This is a genomic window from Bradyrhizobium sp. HKCCYLRH3099 (assembly GCF_051167855.1).
In the GTDB taxonomy this organism is placed as follows: domain Bacteria; phylum Pseudomonadota; class Alphaproteobacteria; order Rhizobiales; family Xanthobacteraceae; genus Bradyrhizobium.
Genome location: NZ_JBNPTW010000003.1, coordinates 489347 through 507261, shown reverse-complemented (window position 1 = coordinate 507261; position 17915 = coordinate 489347). Strand labels below are relative to the sequence as shown.

The following is a 17915-nucleotide window of genomic DNA, read 5'->3' as shown; positions in this document are numbered from 1 at the left end:
ATAGGCCGACGGAAGATGATCAGAGCTTCCCGTCGGCCGCCATCTTCATGTAGGTCGGATCGAACCGCAGCTTGACGTTCGTGGTGGAGCCCAGCGCCTTGGCCGGCGTCGAGATGCCGACCGCGTCCTTCGACTTGACGTTCTCGCCGAGCAGGTTGTGGTCGAAGCAGAAGGTGCGGACGTGATCCATGATCTTCGGCAGCTCCGGACCGGTCATGAAGGCGAGCGCGTCTTTCGGCTCGTAGTACATGAACGTGGTCTTGAGCTGAGTCTCGAAGCCCGCGAGATCGGTGCCCGAGAGCTTGGCCATCGCCTCGCGCGCGGCCCTGCCCTTCTCGCTCTGGTCCTTCATCAGCGCGATGGTCTCGTACCAGATGCCCGTCAGCGCCTTGCCGAGCTCCGGATTGTCCTTCAGCGTCTGCGTGTTCACGACGAGGAGATCCTCGATCTCGCCGGGGATCTTGCTGGAGTCGAACACCAAGGTCGCGCCCGGCTCGGCCTTGACTTCGAGCAGTTGCGGATTCCAGGTGACGACCGCGGTCGTATCCGGCGACTTCGCCGCCGCGACGATGTCGGCGTCGGACGTATTGACCGTCTTGATGTTCTTTTCCGAGAGCTTCACGGTCTCCAGCCCGCGCGCCAGCAGATAATGCGACACCGAGAGCTCGACGAGATTGACCTTCTGGCCCTTGATGTCGGCGAGCGTCTTGCCCTTTTTCAGGACGACACCGTCATTGCCGTTGGAGTAGTCGCCCAGGATGATGGCAGAGGTGTCGACGCCGCCGGCGGCCGGGATCGTCAACGCATCCATGTTGGTGACGGTCACGCCGTCGAACTTGCCGGCCGTGTACTGGTTGATCGACTCGACGTAATCGTTGATCTGGGTGACCTTGATCGAAATGCCGTATTTGTCGGCCCATTTCTTGACGATCCCGGACTCCGCCGCATAGGGCCACGGCATCCAGCCGACATAGATCGTCCAGGCGATGTTGAATTCCTTCTTCTTCTCGGCGTAAGCGGGCGACAGCGATGCGGTCGCCAGCGTCGATGCCGCGAGCAGTGCAACAAACAGTTTTCGCGCGTTGAACATGTCCAGTCCCTCATCGGTTTTTTGACCTGCGGACTGGCAAACACAACCTCGAGCCTGCCAAGCGCGGCCACTGAGGTCTCCCGGGTTTTTATCCCGCCGTGCACCAGGGCTCTCCCCTGGCGGCTGCTCTCGGACCAGCGTTCTCGCGTGGAGAACCGGAACCCTAGCAGCCAACTCTAAGCACTGAGATCAGCAATCCGCATGCCAGAGGAAAATGCTTGCGATTCAACGGAACGGACCGCAGCATGTGCTTAAAAAGACGGCATCACGAATTTATCTTGGGCGGTGAGGATCGTTGGCGACGATGGCCATGCACCCGCGGCATGAACCGGTCATCGCGCGCGAACGACCTCATCAAGTCGGCACATCCGGTGCCGTGGTTGGGAGTCTCGTTGTCATGATCAGATTATCCGGGATCGCAGTGGCAGGCCTGCTGGCTGCGGGTCTGATGTCCGGAACGGCCATCGCGCAAAGTGCGCCCGCCGCGGACGCGCCAGCCGCAACTCCCTCCCCCACCCCGAATCCGTCGCCTGCTGCAGCGGCACCCGCGAGCGACAAGCCGGCTGAGACCAAGCCTGCCGAGACGAAGCCGGGTGAAACGAAGCCCGCCGCCGCCGCCGACGCTCCGAAAAAGAAAAAGCGGACCAAGACCACCCGGCAGGAAGTCGAAGACTCCTTGCGCAGCGGCACGGTGCCGTCGCGCTACCGCAGCCGGGTGCCCAAGGAATACCAGAAGTACATCCCGTTCGAACGCTGAGCGCGGGTGCGGTGATCGACGGCACCTAGTGTCCCGAGTCACAAGTTCGCAATCATAGATTCGCAGTAGATTCGCGTCGCTGTGCCAAGAATTGAGGCAAACAGCGACGGAGGCTACAATGGCGGTCCAGCACCTTCCCCCCCTGATATTGAGCGATGACGAGCGCGCCGAACTGACGTCGCTGACGAAGCGGCGGAAGACGGCGCAGGCGCTAGCTTTGAGAGCCCGGATCGTGCTGACCTGCGCGGAAGGCGGTCAGAACACGGACGTGGCGGCGAAGCTAGGCCTGGAGCGGGGCACAGTAGGCAAGTGGCGACGGCGTTTTGTAGAGCAGCGCGTGGCCGGGCTGCATGATGAACCGCGCTCCGGCGCGCCTCGCACGATTGACGACGCCCGCATCGAAGCCGTGATCGTGAGAACGTTGGAGAGTTGCCCCGAGAACGCCACTCACTGGAGCTCCCGGGACATGGCGAAGGCGAGCGGCCTATCCGTATCGACGGTACAACGCATCTGGCGGGCCTTCGGCCTCCAGCCGCACCGGATGGAGACGTTCAAGCTCTCGACCGACCCGAACTTCGTGGCCAAGGTGCGCGATGTCGTAGGCCTCTACGTCTCACCGCCGGAGCACGCCATCGTTCTGTGTGTGGACGAGAAGTCCCAAATCCAGGCGCTAGACCGCAGCCAGCCGATGCTGCCGATGCGTCCCGGCCAAGCAGCCCGAAGAACCCATGACTACAAAAGGCATGGCACCACATCTCTGTTCGCTGCCCTCGATATTGCGACCGGACGGGTGATTGGCAAATGCTACGGGCGCCATCGCGCAGCCGAGTTCCGCAAGTTCCTCGACGAGATCGAAGCGAGAGTGCCGTCTGAGCTCGACGTTCACTTGGTCATGGATAACTACGCCACGCATAAGACGCCATTGATCCAAAGATGGCTCGTAAAACGGCCACGCTGGCACGTCCACCTGACCCCGACCAGTTCGTCGTGGCTCAACCAGGTGGAGCGCTTCTTCTCGCTCCTCACCGATAAGAAGATCAGGCGCGGCGTCTATCGCAGCGTAGCCGCCCTCAGGGCAGACATCGCCTCATTCATCGAACGACACAACGCCGATCCGAAACCGTTCCGATGGACCAAATCCGCCGACGACATCCTCGCTTCCATCGAGCGCTTCTGTCGTTACAATGCCCCGGAAAAACAAGACCCGATGTTGCGAACTTCTGGTTCAGGACACTAGGCCGGCGGCGTCAGCTTCACGATGACGCCGACGATCAGCATGAACGCGAGACACAGCGCCGTCTCGAGATCGGAATGATCGGACCAGAAGCCGCGCAGGGTTGATGCGGCTTTTTGCGTTGCTTGGACTTTTCGGTGGGGCGTACGCATTTGCTCAACCTTCGATAAAAGGCAAGACAAACTACCACTTGAAAGAATAGTCCTCTCCACGCCGCCCCTCAACGGAAATTCGGCTCACGTCAGCAGGACTGACTGATACGACGACCAAGGCCAGTTCGTTGGCCGACCACCTCACCCCGGCGACGGCGCGCCCCCTCTCCCGCTTGCGGGGGAGGGCTGGGGTGGGGGCGCCACGGCGGCAGTCGTTCCGGAGCGGCCCCCACCCGCAGCGCATCTGGCGATGCGCTACGACCTCCCCCGCACGCGGGGGAGGCGCTGACCGAGCTTGCTGGGAGAGCAGAACTCTTAGACGAGCAGGATGCTCTCACCCCGGCGGCAGCGCGCCCCCTCTCCCGCTTGCGGGGGAGGGCTGGGGTGGGGGCGCCACGGCGGCAGTCGTTCCGGAGCAGCCCCACCCGCAGCGCATCTGGCGATGCGCTACGACGTCCCCCGCACGCGGGGGAGGCACAGACCGAGCTTGCCGCGAGACTGAGACTAATCAAATGCCGAGATAGCGGTGCTGCAGCTCCGGCTCCGCCATCAGCTGCTCCGACGTTCCGCTCCACACCGTGCGGCCGCGCTCGATGATGTAGTGGCGGTCGCAGATGCGGGTGAGGTGCTCGACGTTCTTGTCGATCACCAGGATCGACTGCCCGCGTGATTTCAACAGCGACAGGCAGTTCCAGATCTCCTCGCGGATCAGCGGCGCTAAGCCTTCGGTCGCCTCGTCGAGGATGAGCAGCTTTGGATTGGTCATCAGCGCGCGGCCGATCGCGAGCATCTGCTGCTCGCCGCCGGAGAGCTGGTTGCCCATGTTGCTGCCGCGCTCGGCGAGCCGCGGAAACAGTGCGTGGATCTTGTCGAGCGTCCACGGATCAGACGCGCCGAGCCGGTTGGTCGAGGCCGCCACGAGATTCTCTGTCACGGTCAGGTTCGGGAAGATCTGCCGCCCCTCCGGCACCAGGCCGATGCCGAGCTGCGCGATCCGGTAGGACGGCAGCTTGCGCGTCTCATGGCCGCTGAAGCGGATCTGGCCGGCGCGCGCCTGGGTCAGGCCCATGATCGAGCGGATCGTCGTCGTCTTGCCCATGCCGTTGCGGCCCATCAGCGAGACCATCTCGCCGGGACGGATTGCCAACGACAGTCCGAACAGGACCTGGCTCAAGCCGTAGCAGGTCTCGATGCCGTCGACGTCGAGCAGCATGCCGTTGTCTTTCCGATCACCCATTTTCTGATCAACCATGGCCGACCACCACATGCTGATCGCCGAGATAGGCGCGCTTGACCTCCTCGTTCTGCCGGATCTCGTCCGGCTTGCCCGAGGCGATGATGCGGCCATAGACCAGCACGGAGATGCGGTCGGCGAGCGCGAACACCGCCTCCATATCGTGCTCGACCAGCACGATCGAGACCTCGTTGCGCAGCTCGGCCAGCAGCTTCACCATGCGCTGCGATTCCGTGACGCCGAGGCCGGCCATCGGCTCGTCGAGCAGCATGATCTGCGGCTTGGTCGCCAGCGCGACCGCGAGCTCCAGTTCGCGCTGTTCGCCATGGCTGAGCTTCGACACCAGCACGTCGGCGCGATGACCGAGGCCGACGCGCTCCAGCGCGGCGCGCGCGGCGTCGCGCAGTGGCTTCTCCTTGCGCGCATTGGCGAAGAAGCGGAACGAGTGCCTGCCGTCATGCGCCTGCGCTGCGAGCGCGACGTTGTCGGCGGCGGTGAAGTCGGTCAGCAGAGACGTGATCTGGAACGAACGCGCCAGTCCGAGCGCGCTGCGCTTGTAGGCCGGGAAATGCGAGATGTCGCGGCCGCCCAAAAAGATGCGGCCGGCATGCGGCGCGAGATGCCCCGTGAGCTGGCTGATCAAGGTGGTCTTGCCGGCGCCGTTGGGTCCGATGATGGCGTGGATCTCGCCCTGGGAGACGTCGAGGCAGACGTGATCGGTGGCGACGATGCCGCCGAAGCGGCGCACCAGATTGTCGACGCGGAGCAGCGGTTCAGCCACGGTTCAACCTCCCGAGCATGCCCATGATGCCGCCGCGGCCGAACAGCACGATCAGGAGCAGCAGCGGCCCCATGATCAGCGCCCAATATTCGGTGAGCTGCGACAGCACCTCCTCCAGCACCAGGAACACCACGGAGCCGACGACCGGCCCCATCAAGGTACCCATGCCGCCGAGGATCACCATCACCATCAGATCGCCGGAGCGGGTCCAATACATCACGGCCGGGCTGACGAAATCGGTGTTGTTGGCGAGCAGCGCGCCCGACAGCCCGCACAGCATGCCGGCGATGACGAAGCAGGCGAGCTTGTAGCGCTTCGACGGGAAGCCGATCGCCTGCATGCGCTGTTCGTTGGAGCGCAGGCCCTGCAGCACCAGGCCGAAGCGCGAATTGACGATGCGCCAGACCAGCACGACGACGGCGAGCAGGCAGGCCAGGCACAGGTAGTAGAACTGGACGCGGTTGCCGAGATTGATCAGGCCGCCGAAATCGCTGCGCTTGTAGACGGTGAGGCCGTCATCGCCGCCGTAGCGCGCGAGGCCCGAGGCGACGTAATAGGCCATCTGCGCGAAGGCGAGCGTGATCATGATGAAGTAGACGCCGCGGGTGCGTAAGGAGAGCGCGCCGATGACCAGCGCGTAGAGCGCGGACACCGCGATCGCCACGGCAAACTGCGCCCAGCCGGAGCCGATGCCCTCCTGCGCCAGGATGCCGACGGCGTAGCCGCCGATGCCGAGATAGGCGGCATGGCCAAAACTCATCATGCCGCCATAGCCCATCAGCAGGTTCAGGCTGACGGCCGCCAGCGCCAGGATCACGATGCGGGTGAACAGCGTGAGGATGAAGATGTTGCCGGTCAGGTTCGAATAGACCGGCAGCAGCACGAGGCCGGCCACGACGAGCGCGGCCACGATTGTCGAGACGTTGAGCTTGGATGTCATCTGCGGTTGGCCGGGAACAGACCTTCAGGCCGCGCCACCAGCACGATCGCCATCAGGAGATAGATCAGCATCGACGACATCGCCGGCGCCGCCGTGGAGGCTGCCGCCGAGTTCAGCACCTGGCGCAGCAGATTGGGCAGGAAGGCGCGGCCCATCGTGTCGATCAGGCCGATCATGATCGCGGCGATGAAGGCGCCGCGGATCGAGCCGATGCCGCCGATCACGATGACGACGAAGGCGAGGATCAGGATGTTCTCGCCCATGCCGATCTGCACGGTGAGGATCGGCGCCTGCATCAGTCCGGCGAGACCGGCGAGCGCGGCGCCGAGGCCGAACACCAAGGTGTAGAGCAGCTTGATGTTGATGCCGAGCGCGCCGATCATCTCGCGGTTGGAGGCGCCGGCGCGGATCAGCATGCCGATGCGCGTGCGCATGACGCCGAGATAGAGCAGCAGCGCCACCAGGAGTGCCACGACGATGATCGCCAGGCGATAGGCCGGATATTGAATGCCCGGTAGGATCGTCACGGGGAAGGCGAGCCAGGACGGCAGCGACAGCGCAAGGCCCGCGGGACCCCAGATCAGCCGGACAGCCTCGTTGAAGAACAGGATCAGGCCGAAGGTCGCGAGCACGTGGTCAAGATGGTCGCGCCCATAGAGATGGCGCAGTGCCGTGAATTCGAGCACGATGCCGAGCAGAAGCGTGGCACCGAGCGCCATGACGCCGCCGAGCACGAAGCTGCCGGTCCAGGCCACGAAGGTCGCCGCGAAATAGGCGCCCATCATGTACAGCGACCCGTGCGCGAGATTGACGAGGTCCATGATGCCGAACACCAGCGTCAGGCCGGCAGCCAGCAGGAAGAGCAGCAGTCCGAACTGCAGCCCGTTCAGGAATTGTTCGACGACGAGAAGCATGCCCCTCACTTCACGCTCAAAAAGACGGCGGCAGAACCATTGCAGGCGCTGCCGCCATGTCCGTCCCGATCTTAGGCCGGAGATGTTTTAAGCTTCAAGCAAATTCCAGGCCGGTCTCGACCCCGGCCCGAAATTCTTTTGGCTCATTTCATCGGGCACTTCTCGTGGAAGCGGTCCTGGTCGTTCTCGACGATGGTCGCCACAGTCTTCAGGGAGAGCTGGCCGTCGGCGTCCTTGACCACGTCCTGCAGGTAGAAGTTCTGGATCGGAATATGGTTTTTGCCGAACTTGAAGTTGCCGCGCAGCGACTTGAAGTTGGCCTTCTCCATCTCGGCCTTCATCTCGGCCTTCTTGGAGGTGTCGCCCTTGACCGCGACGACAGCGCTGTTGATCAGCTGCGCGGCGTCATAGGCCTGGGCGCCGTAATAGGTCGGGCGCAGACCGGTGTACTTCTTGCGGTAATCCTCGACGAATTTCTTGTTCTGCTCGTTCGGCAGGTCGTTGACCCACTCCTGGGCGCCGGGTACGCCGATCGCGTTGTCCTTCTGCAGCGGCAGCGACAATTCGTCCACGGTGAAGGCCGTGTAGAGCGGCATCTTCTCCTTGAGGCCGGCCTGCGCGTATTGATTGAGGAACTGCACGCCGGCAGCTCCGGGATAGAACACGAAGATCGACTCGGCGCCCGAGGCGCGCGCCTTGGAGAGCTCGGCCGAGAAGTCGAGCTGGCTCGGCCACACCGTATATTCCTCACCGACCACCTGGCCCTTGAAGGTGCTCTTCACGCCCGCCAGCATGTCCTTGCCGGCCGCATAATTCGGTCCGATCAGGAACACCGACTTCACGCCCTTCTGGTTCATGTAGAGGCCCATCGCGGCGGGCGTCTGGTCGTTCTGCCAGGAGGTCGAGAACACGTAGGGCGAGCACAATTCGCCGGCGAGCTGCGACGGGCCGGCATTGGCTGATATCAGGAAGGTCTGGGAATCCACAGCGGTCTTGAGCGAGGCCAAGAGCACGTTCGACCAGATGTAGCCGACGATGAAGTCGACCTTGTCGGACTGCACCAGCTTCTCGGTCTTCTGCTTGCCGACATCCGGCTTCTGCTGGTCGTCCTCGTAGATCACCTCGACCGGCTTGCCGTCCATCTTGCGGCCGAGATGGTCGAGCGCCAGCTCGAACGAGTTGCGCATGTCGTTGCCGATCACGGCGGTGGGGCCGCTGAACGTCGAGACGAAGCCGATCTTGATGGTGTCGCCGGCAAAGGCCGTGCTCGAAAACAGCAGCGCCGCCGCGCCAGCCAGCCAGAAGCTCGTCTTCATGGTCGTCCCTCCCCTGATCACGATCAGTTCTTATCGTTGTTTCACCGGCACGCAGCAGCACGGCGAGTGGCGGCGTTTCGCCGCAGCAGGCCGCCGCGCGGATTTTATTCTGCGCACCGTCGGTCCATGCACCATAATTCCCGCAAACGGGCAAAGGCAAGAACTATAGTGCCTGTTAAGGATACTGCAGCACAGCAGAAACGGGCCGGGTCAATGTGACACGGCCCGCTGCGGTTCTCCTCGTGTCACTCGCAACGAGCGTCACTTCATCAGGGCGCAACCACCCTCGGCCAGCGGGCGAAACGCCTGCTCGGCCGGAATCGTGGAGACCAGGCGATAGTAGTCGTAGGGGTACTTCGACTCCTCGGGCTTCTTCACCTCGAACAGATACATCGGATGCACCACGCGGCCGTCGGCGCGGATGGTGACATCGCCGAACAATTTGTCCTTGCCCTTCACCGTCTTCATCTGCGGCACGACATCCTTGGCGTCGTCGCTGGCGGTCGCTGCGACCGCGTTGAGATAAGCGAGCGTCGAGGCATAGACGCCGGCCTGGTTGCCGCTCGGCATCTTGCCGTTCATGCCCGGGCGCGCCGCGAAGCGCTTGGCGAAGGCGCGGGTGTCGTCGTCCATGTCCCAATAGAAGGCTTCGAGCAGCTGCAGGCCCTGCGCGGCCTTCAGGCCCATGCCGTGGATGTCGTTGATGAACAGCAGGAACGCGACTAGCGACTGGCCGCCCTGCTGGATGCCGAACTCCGCGGCCTGCTTGACGGCGTTGATGGTGTCGCCGCCGGCATTGGCGAGCCCGATCACCTTGGCTTTCGAGCCCTGCGCCTGCAGCAGGAAGGAGGCGAAGTCGGTCGTGCCGAGCGGATGCTTGGCCGAGCCGAGCACCTTGCCGCCGTTCTTTTCAATGTAATTGGTGGCCTCTGCCTCGATGCCCTGTCCCAGCGCGTAGTTGACCGTGATGAAGTACCAGTCCTTGCCGCCGCGGCCCATCATCGCGGCCGCCGTGGTGTTGCCGGTCGCCCAGGCGTCGTTGACCCATTGAATGGTGTTCGGCGAGCAGGCCTTGCCGGTGAGATCGGAGCTCGCCGTCGACGAGGCCAGGAACGTCATGCGGCTGTTGCGCAAGAGCTCGTTGATCGTGAGGCCGACGGCGGAGTTGGGCACGTCGACGATGGCGTCGACCTTGTCGACATCGAGCCATTTGCGCGCGATCGCCGAGCCGACATCGGCCTTGTTCTGGTGGTCGGCATAGACGATCTCGACCTTGATGCCTTTGCCGCCGCCGTTGAAATCCTCCGCCGCCATGCGTGCGGCCTCGACCGAGCCCATGCCGTTGGTGTCCTGGAAGATGCCGGAGATGTCGTTGAGCACGCCGACGCGCACGACATTGTCGGAGATCTCGCCCGCGGTTGCCGTGGCCGAGACGCCGAACGACGCCGCCAGCGCCAGCGCGCAGGTCCTGAGTTGCTTCATGGTGGTCCTCCCCTTGGATTGCTTGTTTTGATTGTTGTCGAAACCGTCAGCTCTGCCGGTCCGGAATGCGCACCACGAGGCCCGCGAGCGCCGGCTGCACCTTGATCTGGCACGACAGCCGGCTGTTCGGCAGCCGCTCGGCGGCGGTGCCGTCGAGCAGGGCGTCCTCGTCGTCGGACACCGGGTCGAGCTTCGCCGTCCAGGCGTCGTCGACATAGACATGGCAGGTGGCGCAGACGGCGTTGCCGCCGCATTCGGCGGTGATGCCGTCGACGCCATGGGTGAGTGCGGCGAGCATCAGGCTATCGCCATCCGCGGCGTCCACGGTCTGGCTGCGGTTGTCGGGATGGATGAAGGTGATGGTGGTCATTGACGTCGCTCAGGCTGGAGTGAAGGTGACCGGCAGGCTCTCCAGCCCGCGGAGCGTGTTGTTGTAGCGGCGCTTCGGCTCGCCGCTTATGGCGATGCTGCCGACCTTGCGCGCGAGCGCGGTCAGCACCGCCTCGCCTTCGAGCCTCGCGACGAGCTGGCCGACGCACATGTGGATGCCCGAGCCAAAGCCGACATGACCGGAGACCTTTCGCGTGATGTCGTAGGCATCCGGGTGCTCCCAGCGGCGGGGATCGCGATTGGCTGCGCCCAAGAACATCAGCACCTTCTCGCCTTCGGGAATGACGACGCCGCCGAGCTCGACATCACGCGTCGTGGTGCGGAAGAAGGTCTGCACCGGGCTCTCGAACCGCACCGCCTCCTCGAACGCGTTGCGCGCCAGCCACGGATCGGCGCGCAGCCGTGCAAACTGATCCGGAAAGCGCGCCAGGCAGGACACCGCCGCGCCGATGCCATAGACGGTGGTGTCGAGCCCGGCCGACAGCAGCGAGCGCACCAGCAAGGGCGCCTCGGCCGGTGTGATCTCGCCGCTGTCGCTGAAGGCATGGATGCAGGCGCCGAAACCGCCGGGCGCGAGATTGTCGCGCTGGCATTGCTCGGTGACATAGGCCTGATGTGGTGCCGAGCGCTCGATCGCCTGCTGGCGCAATTCGTTCGGCGGACCGAACGCGTTGAACACCAGGCTTGCATAGGGAATGAGGTGGTCGCGCCCTTCGGCCTTCAGACCAAGTGCGTCGGGGAACACCGAGAGCGGATAGGCTTCGGCGAGATCGGGGATCGCATCGAACGTGCCGCGCGCCAGGAGTTCGTCGACCTTGGCCTCGGCCGCGGCCAGGAAGCCGTCGCGCAGCCGCTTCATCACCGAAGGCGACAGCACCTTGCTCAGCACCGCGCGGGTCCGCGTATGCGCCGGCGGATCCGCCTCTAGGATCAGGCTGGGCGGCCGCCACGGCTTCTCCTTGGCGAAATCGCTCAATCCAACGCCGCGGCTGGAACAGAAGGTCTGCGGATCGTTGAACACCGCGTAGACTTCGGCATAGCGGGCGACGCCGTAGACGTTCCACTGATCGAGATAGACGACGGGACCGGCCTCGCGCATCTCCTCATGCGCGGGATAGGGATCGTCGAAGAAGCCGTAGGAGAACGGATCGATCGCGAGATGTGGGATATCAGGCGCTACACCGGCGTCCGAGGAAAGACCTGTTGGGTTCATGCTGCTCTCCCGAAGTTTGGCCTTGTCATGCGGCTTTTCGTATCCCTATGAGTGGGAATGCATGGACGCTGGAGATCATGAGCGGGAAACAGAGAAAGCCGCCCGAAGCGCCGCCACGCGAGACTGAGGGTCAAGATCGGGCCCACGGCCTCACGCTCGATCTCGACCGCTATGTGCCGGCCTTCATCACCTTCATCGCTAACAAGCTGTCGAACAGCGCGACTGCGTTCTACCAGCGCAATTTCGGCGTCAACGTCACGGAATGGCGGATCATGTCGCTGCTGGCGATCGAGCCGGGAATTCCGGCCTCGCGCATCTGCAGTGTCATCGGCTTCGACAAGGGCCCGGTCAGCCGCACCCTGGCGCTGATGAAGGGCCGCGGCCTGATCGCGATCCGCGATGATCCGCAGGACGGCCGCAGCCACTCGATCTCGCTGACGGCCAAGGGCCGCGCCACGCACGACAAGGTCATCATCGCCGCACTGGAGCGCGAGCGGCGGCTGCTGGCATGCCTCGACGAGAGCGAGCAGGAAACGTTGATCGCCCTGCTCCGCCGCATCCACGACAATCTCGACGCCGTTACCGGCGCGAGCTGACCCCGGCCGAGATCGATCGCTCCAGGCCTGAGCGCCCTGCCCAGACCGTCCATTCGCGCGCGCGCAAGCGGCCGCGCCTGCTGCGAGCAGGCTGCGCATGGCGTTTCCATCCCTCGTTGGCGGCGCGGCTTTGCGCTGCGCCTCACTCAATCTACGAACACAATCGTTCCACGGATTAGTTGCTTTGGCAACGATAAATTTGCTCCTCGCCCGGCGCGGGTCCCGATGCTTACAATTTTAATGATCCATGCAGCGGCACGGCAATTTCGCCCTGCTATCCAGATTGTATCGGCGAACCCGCAGTCGCGGCGCAGCCTGCGGGAGAGACGGATGCTGGGATTCATCTTCGGATTCAATATGCGCCTCGGGCGGCTGCAGTACTTCCTGGCCTCGCTCGCGCTCGTGGTCGCTTTCATCGTCCTCGGCATCGTTCTCGCCATGGGTCTCGCGGCAGTGACCTCGCAAAAGGCGGGTCTCGCGCTGACCGGACCTCTCATAGTCTGGATCGGCCTGTTCCTAATCGCGAACGCCATGCTGCAGTCGATGCGCTTCCGCGACATCGGCTGGGACCCGGTGTGCGTGATCCCGGCCTGGATCGCCGTCATGGCGCTGGACTACGTCATCGCCGGCCGGTTTCCTGAATATGCCGCGACGTCCGCCCAGCATGGGACGTGGGTCGGCAGCCTGGTCAATCTCGGCCTCAGCGCCGCGCTGCTGTTCTTCCCGAGCGGCGCCGACGATGCATCGTCTTCCGGCGGCAGGTCCGTGAGCACCGCGCCGGCGGCGACGTTCCGAAGCGCCCGCAGCTCCGGTTCGGCCACGGATGCCCGGCTCGCACGCATCACCGGCGGCGACGCCGGCCGGCGCAGCTACTAGGACAGCCAACCCGCATTGCTCATTTTCTGAGCAAAATGCGAGGGGATCGCCGCTCGACCGGCCCAATGGCGGCCGGAGCCGTCACATCAACTCTCTGAATTACAATATTTTTCGCTTCCAACGCCGCATCCCCGGCCATGTACACAATGGCATGTGGCTTGCTACATCAGCAGCATCGGCGAAGCGGAGCGCAGGCAAATGGCAACCCACACATCAGATTCCGGACAGATCCGGAGCGCCGCGTGACCGAGACCGCCGCCGAGATCGTGGCCGCCCATCGGGCCGGCCTGACCACGCCGCAGCAGACGGTCGCCCGGACGTTCGAGCGGATCCGCGCGCACAACGACCCCGCCATTTTCATCAGCCTGCGCGACGAGGCGGATGCGCTCGCCGAGGCCGGGGCGCTTTCGGGGAAGGACGCCGGGGCGCTGCCGCTATATGGCGTGCCGGTTGCGGTGAAGGACAACATCGACGTCGCGGGATTGCCGACAACGGCCGCCTGCCCGGCCTTCGCCTATACGCCGGCGCGGGATTCCACTGCGGTCGCGCGGCTGCGCGCCGCAGGCGCGATCATCATCGGCAAGACCAATCTCGACCAGTTCGCCACCGGCCTCGTCGGCGTGCGCTCGCCCTATGGCATCCCGAAGAATCCCGTTCACGGTGACCTCGTGCCGGGCGGTTCGAGCTCCGGCTCGGCGGTCGCAGTGTCAGCGGGCCTGGTGCCGCTGTCGCTCGGAACGGATACCGCAGGCTCGGGCCGCGTGCCGGCCATGCTCAACAACATCGTCGGGCTGAAGCCGAGCCTCGGCATGATCTCGACGGCGGGCCTCGTGCCGGCGTGCCGGACGCTCGACTGCATCTCGGTGTTCTCGCTCACCGTCGACGATGCCGCGGCGGCATTGTCCGTGATGGCGGCGCCGGATCCACTCGATCCGTTCTCGCGCGACCGGCCGCTCGCGGCCGTGACTGCGTTTCCGCAAGGCGTGAAGCTCGGCATTCCCCGCCCCGGACAACTGATCTTCTTCGGCGACAAGGCCGCGGAAGCGGCCTATGGCGCGGCCGTCGCGCGCTTCGTCAAGCTCGGCGCCGAACTCGTCGAGTTCGACCTTGAGCCGTTCTACGAGACGGCGCGGCTGCTCTATGAAGGCCCGTGGGTGGCCGAGCGCTATCTCGTGATCCGTGACCTGCTCGCCTCCGATCCCGACGCCATCCATCCCGTGACGCGCGAGATCACCATCGGCGGCGCGCGCGGCAGCGCGGCCGACACGTTTGCGGCGCTGTATCGCCTGCAGGCGCTACGCAAGGTCGCCGAGCGCACCTTCGGCGCGATCGATGCGATGGTGCTGCCGACGGCGCCCACCGCCTACACGACAGCGGAGGTCCTCGCCGATCCGATTCTGCTGAACAGCCGCCTCGGCACCTACACCAATTTCGTCAATTTGCTCGATCTCTGCGGCCTCGCCGTGCCGGCCGCGATGCGCGGCGACGGGATTCCATTCGGCGTCACGCTGCTCGCACCCGCCGGACACGATGCGGCGCTGGCGAGCGTCGGCCGCGCGTTTCATGCCGATACGGCGCTGCCGGTCGGAGCCAAGGCCGTGCCGCAGCCGCCGCTGGCCCCGCCGTCACCGTCGCTGCATGGCGACGAGATCGCGATCGTCGTGGTCGGCGCGCATCTCTCCGGAATGGCGCTCAATCACGAACTGACAGGTCTGGGAGGTCGGCTGCTGGAAGCGACGGCGACCGCGCCGGACTACAAGCTCTATGCGCTGTCGACCACGCCGCCCAAGCCCGGAATGCTGCGCGTCGACGAGGGCAAAGGCACCGCGATGGCGGTCGAGCTCTGGGCGCTGTCGGCCGCAAGCTTCGGAAAGTTCATCAACCTCATTCCGCCGCCGCTGTCGATCGGCACGATCCGGCTGCAGGACGGCCGCACCGCCAAGGGATTCCTCGTCGAGCCGGTTGCGCTGGACGGCGCGCGCGACATCTCGGAATTCGGCGGCTGGCGCGCCTACATGGCGCAGAAGGATTGAGGACTTCCGTCGTGACGAGCACGGCGCGGCCGTTGCAGCCAATCGGCTCATCATCGCCGCATTCGATCGCCGGAAGATCAGCGCGCTGTTCATGAATGCGCCCTCTCGCACGCGAGAGGGGCACATTGCCGCCGGGGTGAGAGCATCCTGCTCGTCCAAAAGTCCTACGCGCGCGGCAAGCTCGATCGGTGCCTCCCCCGCGTGCGGGGGAGGTCGCATCGCATCGTCAGATGCGATGCGGGTGGGGGCCGCTCCGGAAAGACTGCTGCTGTGGCGCCCCCACCCCATCCCTCCCCCGCACGCGGGAGAGGGGGCGCACCACCGCCGGGGGGAGAGCATCCTGCTTGTCCAGGAGTCCTACTCTCCGCGGTTCCTAGCGAAGACGATCGGCGGCCTACACCGACACCGCGTAGATCTCGTACTCGCCGCGCACCAGCTCGATATGGGCTTTCATGGCGCTCGCGGCGCCCGCCTTGTCGCCGCGCAGGATGGCGACGACGACGCGGTCGTGCTCGGCATGCGACTTGGCGAGACGGCCGAGATTGCGGAACTGGGCGCGGCGGAACGGCTGTACGCGCACGCGCGTCGCCAGCGTGATCTCGGCGATGTAGGCGTTGTGCGCGCCGGCATAGATCGCGTTGTGGAAGCGCTCATTGACCTCGTGGAAGCGCTCGGGGTTGCCGGCGTGGCTGAGATTGCGCAGCTCCTCGTGGATCGCTTCCAGCCGCTGCCGCTCGACCGGGGTCATGCGCTGCGCGGCGAGGCCCGCACACATGGCTTCCAGCTCGGCCATCGCCTCGAACATGCCGGTCAGACGGTCGACCGAGGGACGCGCCACGACGGCGCCGCGATGCGCGCGCGCCTCGATCAGGCCGGACGCCGCCAGCTGGCGCAGCGCCTCGCGCACCGGCGTGCGCGAGACGTTGAAACGCTTGGCGATCTCGGTCTCGTCGAGCGGCGCGCCCGGCGCCAGCATGCCGCGCACGATGTCGTCGGCGAGTTGCAGACGCAGCTCCTCGGCGCGCGTGATCTTCGCGACCGCCGGCGGCGCCCGCTCGCTGCGCTGCACGTCGGCTTCACGGATGACCCGCGCACGCGTCCGCGGCGGAAGATCGTCCAGGCTCATGCCTCAGGCGCCTTTTGCTTCGTCGATGATGCTGACATGGGCGGCCACGATTCTCCAGCCCTCGGGAAACCGGATCCAGGTCTGCATCTGGCGCCCGACCTTGCCAGGCACCGTGTCGCGATAGAACAGCGTCGAGGCGACCGCGGTGTCGCGGCCATAGGTAGTGATCACGGTGCGCGCCGTGCGGCGCATCAATCCGGCCGGCGAGCGCGCGGCGCGAAACGCGGAGATCTCGCCATAGCCATAGAGGTTCTCGCCGATGCCGTAGCGCAAGGTGCGCGCGTCCTGCTTGAAGAGCTCGTCGAGCACGGCAACGTCGTTGCTGACCAGCGCCTGTTCGTAACGCTGGAACTGCGCTGTGACCTCCGCAACGACATCAGGCAGATCGACTTCCATTCTCCAGAACTCCTCTCGGGGCCGGCGCAGCGGCGACGCCCAGCTGTTGCAAGGCGTGGGCCACACGCAATGCGACGTGCTCGCACCAGGGGGCGGCGATGATCTGCACACCGATGGGCATCGGCGCCAGCGGAATGGGAATGGCGACGACGGGAAGTCCGATGAACGAGATCGGCTGGGTGTGGATGCCGATATTGGCGCGCACGGGCAGCTCCACGCCATCCAGCACGAAGGTCGCCTGCCCGAGCTTCGGCGCAATGCACGGCGTCGCCGGCGCGATCAGCACGTCGACCGACTTGAACAGCTCCAGCACCTTGGCGCGATACCAGCGGCGGAATTTCTGCGCGCGGTCGACCATCGGCGCCGGAATCATCGCGCCCGCGATCAGGCGATCGCGCACCGCCGGATCGAAATCCTGCGGCTGCTTACGCAGGCGGTCGAGATGCAGCGAGGCGCCTTCGGTCGTGCTGATGACATAGGCCGCGGCGCGCGCGCGCGCGGCTTCGGGCACATCGACCACCTGCGTCACCTTCAGCGCGGTCGCAACCCGGCTGACGGCCTCGGCGGCTTCGGGAAACAGGTTCTTCTGGAAGTGACCGCCGGCAATGGCAATTCGCAGCCCGTCGAGTCCTTGCGACAACAGGTTCGACACAGGTTCCGGAGCGCGCGTCGTGCATGCCGCATCCTCGGCATCGGGACCCTGCATCACGTCATAGGCAAGCGCGAGATCCTCGACCGAGCGCGCGAACGGGCCGAGATGATCGAGGCTCATCACGAACGGGAACGAGCGCGCACGCGACAGCCGGCCATAGGTCGGCTTCAGGCCGAAGATGCCGCAAAACGACGAGGGCACGCGGATCGAGCCGTTGGTGTCGGAGCCGAGCGCGATCGGCACCAGGCCGCCGCCGACGGCGCTGCCCGAACCGCCCGACGAGCCGCCGCTCATCCGCGAGGGATCATGCGGATTGCGCGACGGACCGTCGTGCACATTCTCGCCGGTGAAGTCGTAGGCGTATTCGCCCATGTTGAGCGCGCCGACCAGCACGGCGCCGGCGGCCTCCATGCGCGCGATCAGCGTCGCGTCGCGGGTGGCCGGCGCACGATCGCGATTGATCTTGGAGCCGGCCCGCGTCGGCAGGCCCGCGACGTCGAACAAGTTCTTCACCGCGAAGGGCACGCCGGCGAGCGGGCCGACCGGCTTGCCGGCAGCAATGTCGGCATCGACCGCGCGCGCCTTCGCACGCGCCCGCTCGGCGGTCACGTCGGTGAAGGAATTGAGCACGCCGTCGCGAGCCGCGATCCGCGCCAAGGCGGCGTCGGTGGCCTCGACGGCGGTGAGCTTGCGGGTGGCGACCGCGGCGGCGATGGCGCCCGCGGTCATGTCG

The 17915-nt window shown here is 65.3% G+C and carries 18 protein-coding genes and 1 riboswitch; of the genes, 5 read left to right on the top strand and 13 right to left on the bottom strand.

All coding sequences use genetic code 11. The annotated features are described in order from the left end of the window. Positions 1 to 19: 19 nt before the first annotated feature. Complete coding sequence (locus ACQR1Y_RS10490) at positions 20 to 1090, bottom strand: putative urea ABC transporter substrate-binding protein (RefSeq protein WP_434880037.1); 1071 nt, start codon at positions 1088 to 1090, stop codon at positions 20 to 22. Between the two features lie 75 nt (positions 1091 to 1165). Continuing rightward, positions 1166 to 1268, bottom strand: a riboswitch (guanidine-I (ykkC/yxkD leader). A gap of 219 nt (positions 1269 to 1487) precedes the next feature. Here ACQR1Y_RS10490 and ACQR1Y_RS10485 point away from each other — a divergent pair. Both ACQR1Y_RS10485 and ACQR1Y_RS10480 read left to right on the top strand, forming a co-directional pair. Continuing rightward, positions 1488 to 1847 (top strand): hypothetical protein, encoded by a 360-nt coding sequence (locus tag ACQR1Y_RS10485; protein ID WP_434880036.1) that lies wholly within the window; start codon positions 1488 to 1490, stop codon positions 1845 to 1847. Positions 1848 to 1965: 118 nt separating this feature from the next. Further along, positions 1966 to 3084, top strand: coding sequence for an IS630 family transposase (locus tag ACQR1Y_RS10480; RefSeq protein ID WP_434880035.1), 1119 nt, complete (start codon positions 1966 to 1968; stop codon positions 3082 to 3084). On the opposite strand, the gene ACQR1Y_RS10475 is transcribed toward ACQR1Y_RS10480, so the two are convergent. From ACQR1Y_RS10475 to ACQR1Y_RS10435, 9 genes are all read right to left on the bottom strand, one after another. Next, the gene (locus ACQR1Y_RS10475; RefSeq protein ID WP_434880034.1) at positions 3081 to 3233 is read right to left on the bottom strand and encodes a transporter; all 153 of its coding nucleotides are present in this window, start codon (positions 3231 to 3233) and stop codon (positions 3081 to 3083) included. The two genes, ACQR1Y_RS10480 and ACQR1Y_RS10475, sit on opposite strands and share 4 nt — an antisense overlap. A 508-nt stretch (positions 3234 to 3741) precedes the next feature. Next, positions 3742 to 4446, bottom strand: a complete 705-nt coding sequence (locus ACQR1Y_RS10470) for an ABC transporter ATP-binding protein (RefSeq protein ID WP_434856577.1) — start codon at positions 4444 to 4446, stop codon at positions 3742 to 3744. Between the two features lie 31 nt (positions 4447 to 4477). Next, positions 4478 to 5248: an ABC transporter ATP-binding protein gene (locus ACQR1Y_RS10465; RefSeq protein ID WP_434876034.1), complete on the bottom strand. Its 771-nt coding sequence runs from the start codon at positions 5246 to 5248 to the stop codon at positions 4478 to 4480. Beyond that, positions 5241 to 6188: a branched-chain amino acid ABC transporter permease gene (locus ACQR1Y_RS10460; protein WP_434876035.1), complete on the bottom strand. Its 948-nt coding sequence runs from the start codon at positions 6186 to 6188 to the stop codon at positions 5241 to 5243. The genes ACQR1Y_RS10465 and ACQR1Y_RS10460 overlap by 8 nt, the downstream gene beginning before the upstream one ends. Further along, the gene (locus ACQR1Y_RS10455) at positions 6185 to 7102 is read right to left on the bottom strand and encodes a branched-chain amino acid ABC transporter permease (protein WP_434856475.1); all 918 of its coding nucleotides are present in this window, start codon (positions 7100 to 7102) and stop codon (positions 6185 to 6187) included. Before ACQR1Y_RS10455 ends, ACQR1Y_RS10460 begins: the two co-directional genes overlap by 4 nt. 143 nt (positions 7103 to 7245) lie before the next feature. Beyond that, the gene (locus tag ACQR1Y_RS10450) at positions 7246 to 8418 is read right to left on the bottom strand and encodes an ABC transporter substrate-binding protein (protein WP_434856476.1); all 1173 of its coding nucleotides are present in this window, start codon (positions 8416 to 8418) and stop codon (positions 7246 to 7248) included. A gap of 261 nt (positions 8419 to 8679) precedes the next feature. Continuing rightward, on the bottom strand, positions 8680 to 9900 hold the full coding sequence (locus tag ACQR1Y_RS10445) for an ABC transporter substrate-binding protein (RefSeq protein WP_434876036.1): 1221 nt from the start codon (positions 9898 to 9900) through the stop codon (positions 8680 to 8682). 46 nt (positions 9901 to 9946) lie between these two features. After that, entirely contained in the window at positions 9947 to 10270 is a 324-nt protein-coding gene (locus ACQR1Y_RS10440) for a 2Fe-2S iron-sulfur cluster-binding protein (protein ID WP_434856478.1), read from the bottom strand. A 9-nt stretch (positions 10271 to 10279) separates the two neighbouring features. Then, complete coding sequence (locus ACQR1Y_RS10435) at positions 10280 to 11503, bottom strand: cytochrome P450 (protein WP_434876037.1); 1224 nt, start codon at positions 11501 to 11503, stop codon at positions 10280 to 10282. A 77-nt stretch (positions 11504 to 11580) separates the two neighbouring features. Here ACQR1Y_RS10435 and ACQR1Y_RS10430 point away from each other — a divergent pair, with 77 nt between their 5' ends. From ACQR1Y_RS10430 to atzF, 3 genes are all read left to right on the top strand, one after another. Next, positions 11581 to 12099 carry a MarR family winged helix-turn-helix transcriptional regulator gene (locus ACQR1Y_RS10430; RefSeq protein WP_434876038.1) on the top strand — a complete coding sequence of 173 codons (519 nt, stop codon included), beginning with the start codon at positions 11581 to 11583 and terminating at the stop codon, positions 12097 to 12099. A gap of 330 nt (positions 12100 to 12429) precedes the next feature. Beyond that, on the top strand, positions 12430 to 12975 hold the full coding sequence (locus ACQR1Y_RS10425) for a DUF805 domain-containing protein (protein ID WP_434876039.1): 546 nt from the start codon (positions 12430 to 12432) through the stop codon (positions 12973 to 12975). A 242-nt stretch (positions 12976 to 13217) separates the two neighbouring features. Further along, entirely contained in the window at positions 13218 to 15008 is a 1791-nt protein-coding gene (gene atzF / locus ACQR1Y_RS10420; protein ID WP_434876040.1) for an allophanate hydrolase, read from the top strand. 394 nt (positions 15009 to 15402) lie between these two features. Here atzF and ACQR1Y_RS10415 read toward each other — a convergent pair whose 3' ends face one another. The 3 genes from ACQR1Y_RS10415 to ACQR1Y_RS10405 are packed head-to-tail and all read right to left on the bottom strand — an operon-like array spanning position 15403 to position 17911. Continuing rightward, complete coding sequence (locus tag ACQR1Y_RS10415; RefSeq protein WP_434876041.1) at positions 15403 to 16134, bottom strand: GntR family transcriptional regulator; 732 nt, start codon at positions 16132 to 16134, stop codon at positions 15403 to 15405. 3 nt (positions 16135 to 16137) lie between these two features. Beyond that, entirely contained in the window at positions 16138 to 16530 is a 393-nt protein-coding gene (gene hpxZ, locus ACQR1Y_RS10410) for an oxalurate catabolism protein HpxZ (protein WP_434876042.1), read from the bottom strand. Beyond that, positions 16511 to 17911, bottom strand: coding sequence for an AtzE family amidohydrolase (locus ACQR1Y_RS10405; protein ID WP_434876332.1), 1401 nt, complete (start codon positions 17909 to 17911; stop codon positions 16511 to 16513). The genes hpxZ and ACQR1Y_RS10405 overlap by 20 nt, the downstream gene beginning before the upstream one ends. Between the last annotated feature and the right edge of the window lie 4 nt (positions 17912 to 17915).

Coding starts and splice junctions, on each gene's coding strand:
- ACQR1Y_RS10425 (WP_434876039.1), top strand. CDS start 12,430: ATGCTGGGATTCATCTTCGGATTCAATATGCGCCTCGGGCGGCTGCAG.
- ACQR1Y_RS10475 (WP_434880034.1), bottom strand. CDS start 3,233: ATGCGTACGCCCCACCGAAAAGTCCAAGCAACGCAAAAAGCCGCATCA.
- hpxZ (WP_434876042.1), bottom strand. CDS start 16,530: ATGGAAGTCGATCTGCCTGATGTCGTTGCGGAGGTCACAGCGCAGTTC.
- ACQR1Y_RS10445 (WP_434876036.1), bottom strand. CDS start 9,900: ATGAAGCAACTCAGGACCTGCGCGCTGGCGCTGGCGGCGTCGTTCGGC.
- ACQR1Y_RS10485 (WP_434880036.1), top strand. CDS start 1,488: ATGATCAGATTATCCGGGATCGCAGTGGCAGGCCTGCTGGCTGCGGGT.
- ACQR1Y_RS10480 (WP_434880035.1), top strand. CDS start 1,966: ATGGCGGTCCAGCACCTTCCCCCCCTGATATTGAGCGATGACGAGCGC.
- ACQR1Y_RS10440 (WP_434856478.1), bottom strand. CDS start 10,270: ATGACCACCATCACCTTCATCCATCCCGACAACCGCAGCCAGACCGTG.
- ACQR1Y_RS10415 (WP_434876041.1), bottom strand. CDS start 16,134: ATGAGCCTGGACGATCTTCCGCCGCGGACGCGTGCGCGGGTCATCCGT.
- ACQR1Y_RS10430 (WP_434876038.1), top strand. CDS start 11,581: ATGAGCGGGAAACAGAGAAAGCCGCCCGAAGCGCCGCCACGCGAGACT.
- ACQR1Y_RS10455 (WP_434856475.1), bottom strand. CDS start 7,102: ATGCTTCTCGTCGTCGAACAATTCCTGAACGGGCTGCAGTTCGGACTG.
- ACQR1Y_RS10460 (WP_434876035.1), bottom strand. CDS start 6,188: ATGACATCCAAGCTCAACGTCTCGACAATCGTGGCCGCGCTCGTCGTG.
- ACQR1Y_RS10450 (WP_434856476.1), bottom strand. CDS start 8,418: ATGAAGACGAGCTTCTGGCTGGCTGGCGCGGCGGCGCTGCTGTTTTCG.
- ACQR1Y_RS10405 (WP_434876332.1), bottom strand. CDS start 17,911: ATGACCGCGGGCGCCATCGCCGCCGCGGTCGCCACCCGCAAGCTCACC.
- ACQR1Y_RS10470 (WP_434856577.1), bottom strand. CDS start 4,446: ATGCTGCTCGACGTCGACGGCATCGAGACCTGCTACGGCTTGAGCCAG.
- ACQR1Y_RS10490 (WP_434880037.1), bottom strand. CDS start 1,090: ATGTTCAACGCGCGAAAACTGTTTGTTGCACTGCTCGCGGCATCGACG.
- ACQR1Y_RS10435 (WP_434876037.1), bottom strand. CDS start 11,503: ATGAACCCAACAGGTCTTTCCTCGGACGCCGGTGTAGCGCCTGATATC.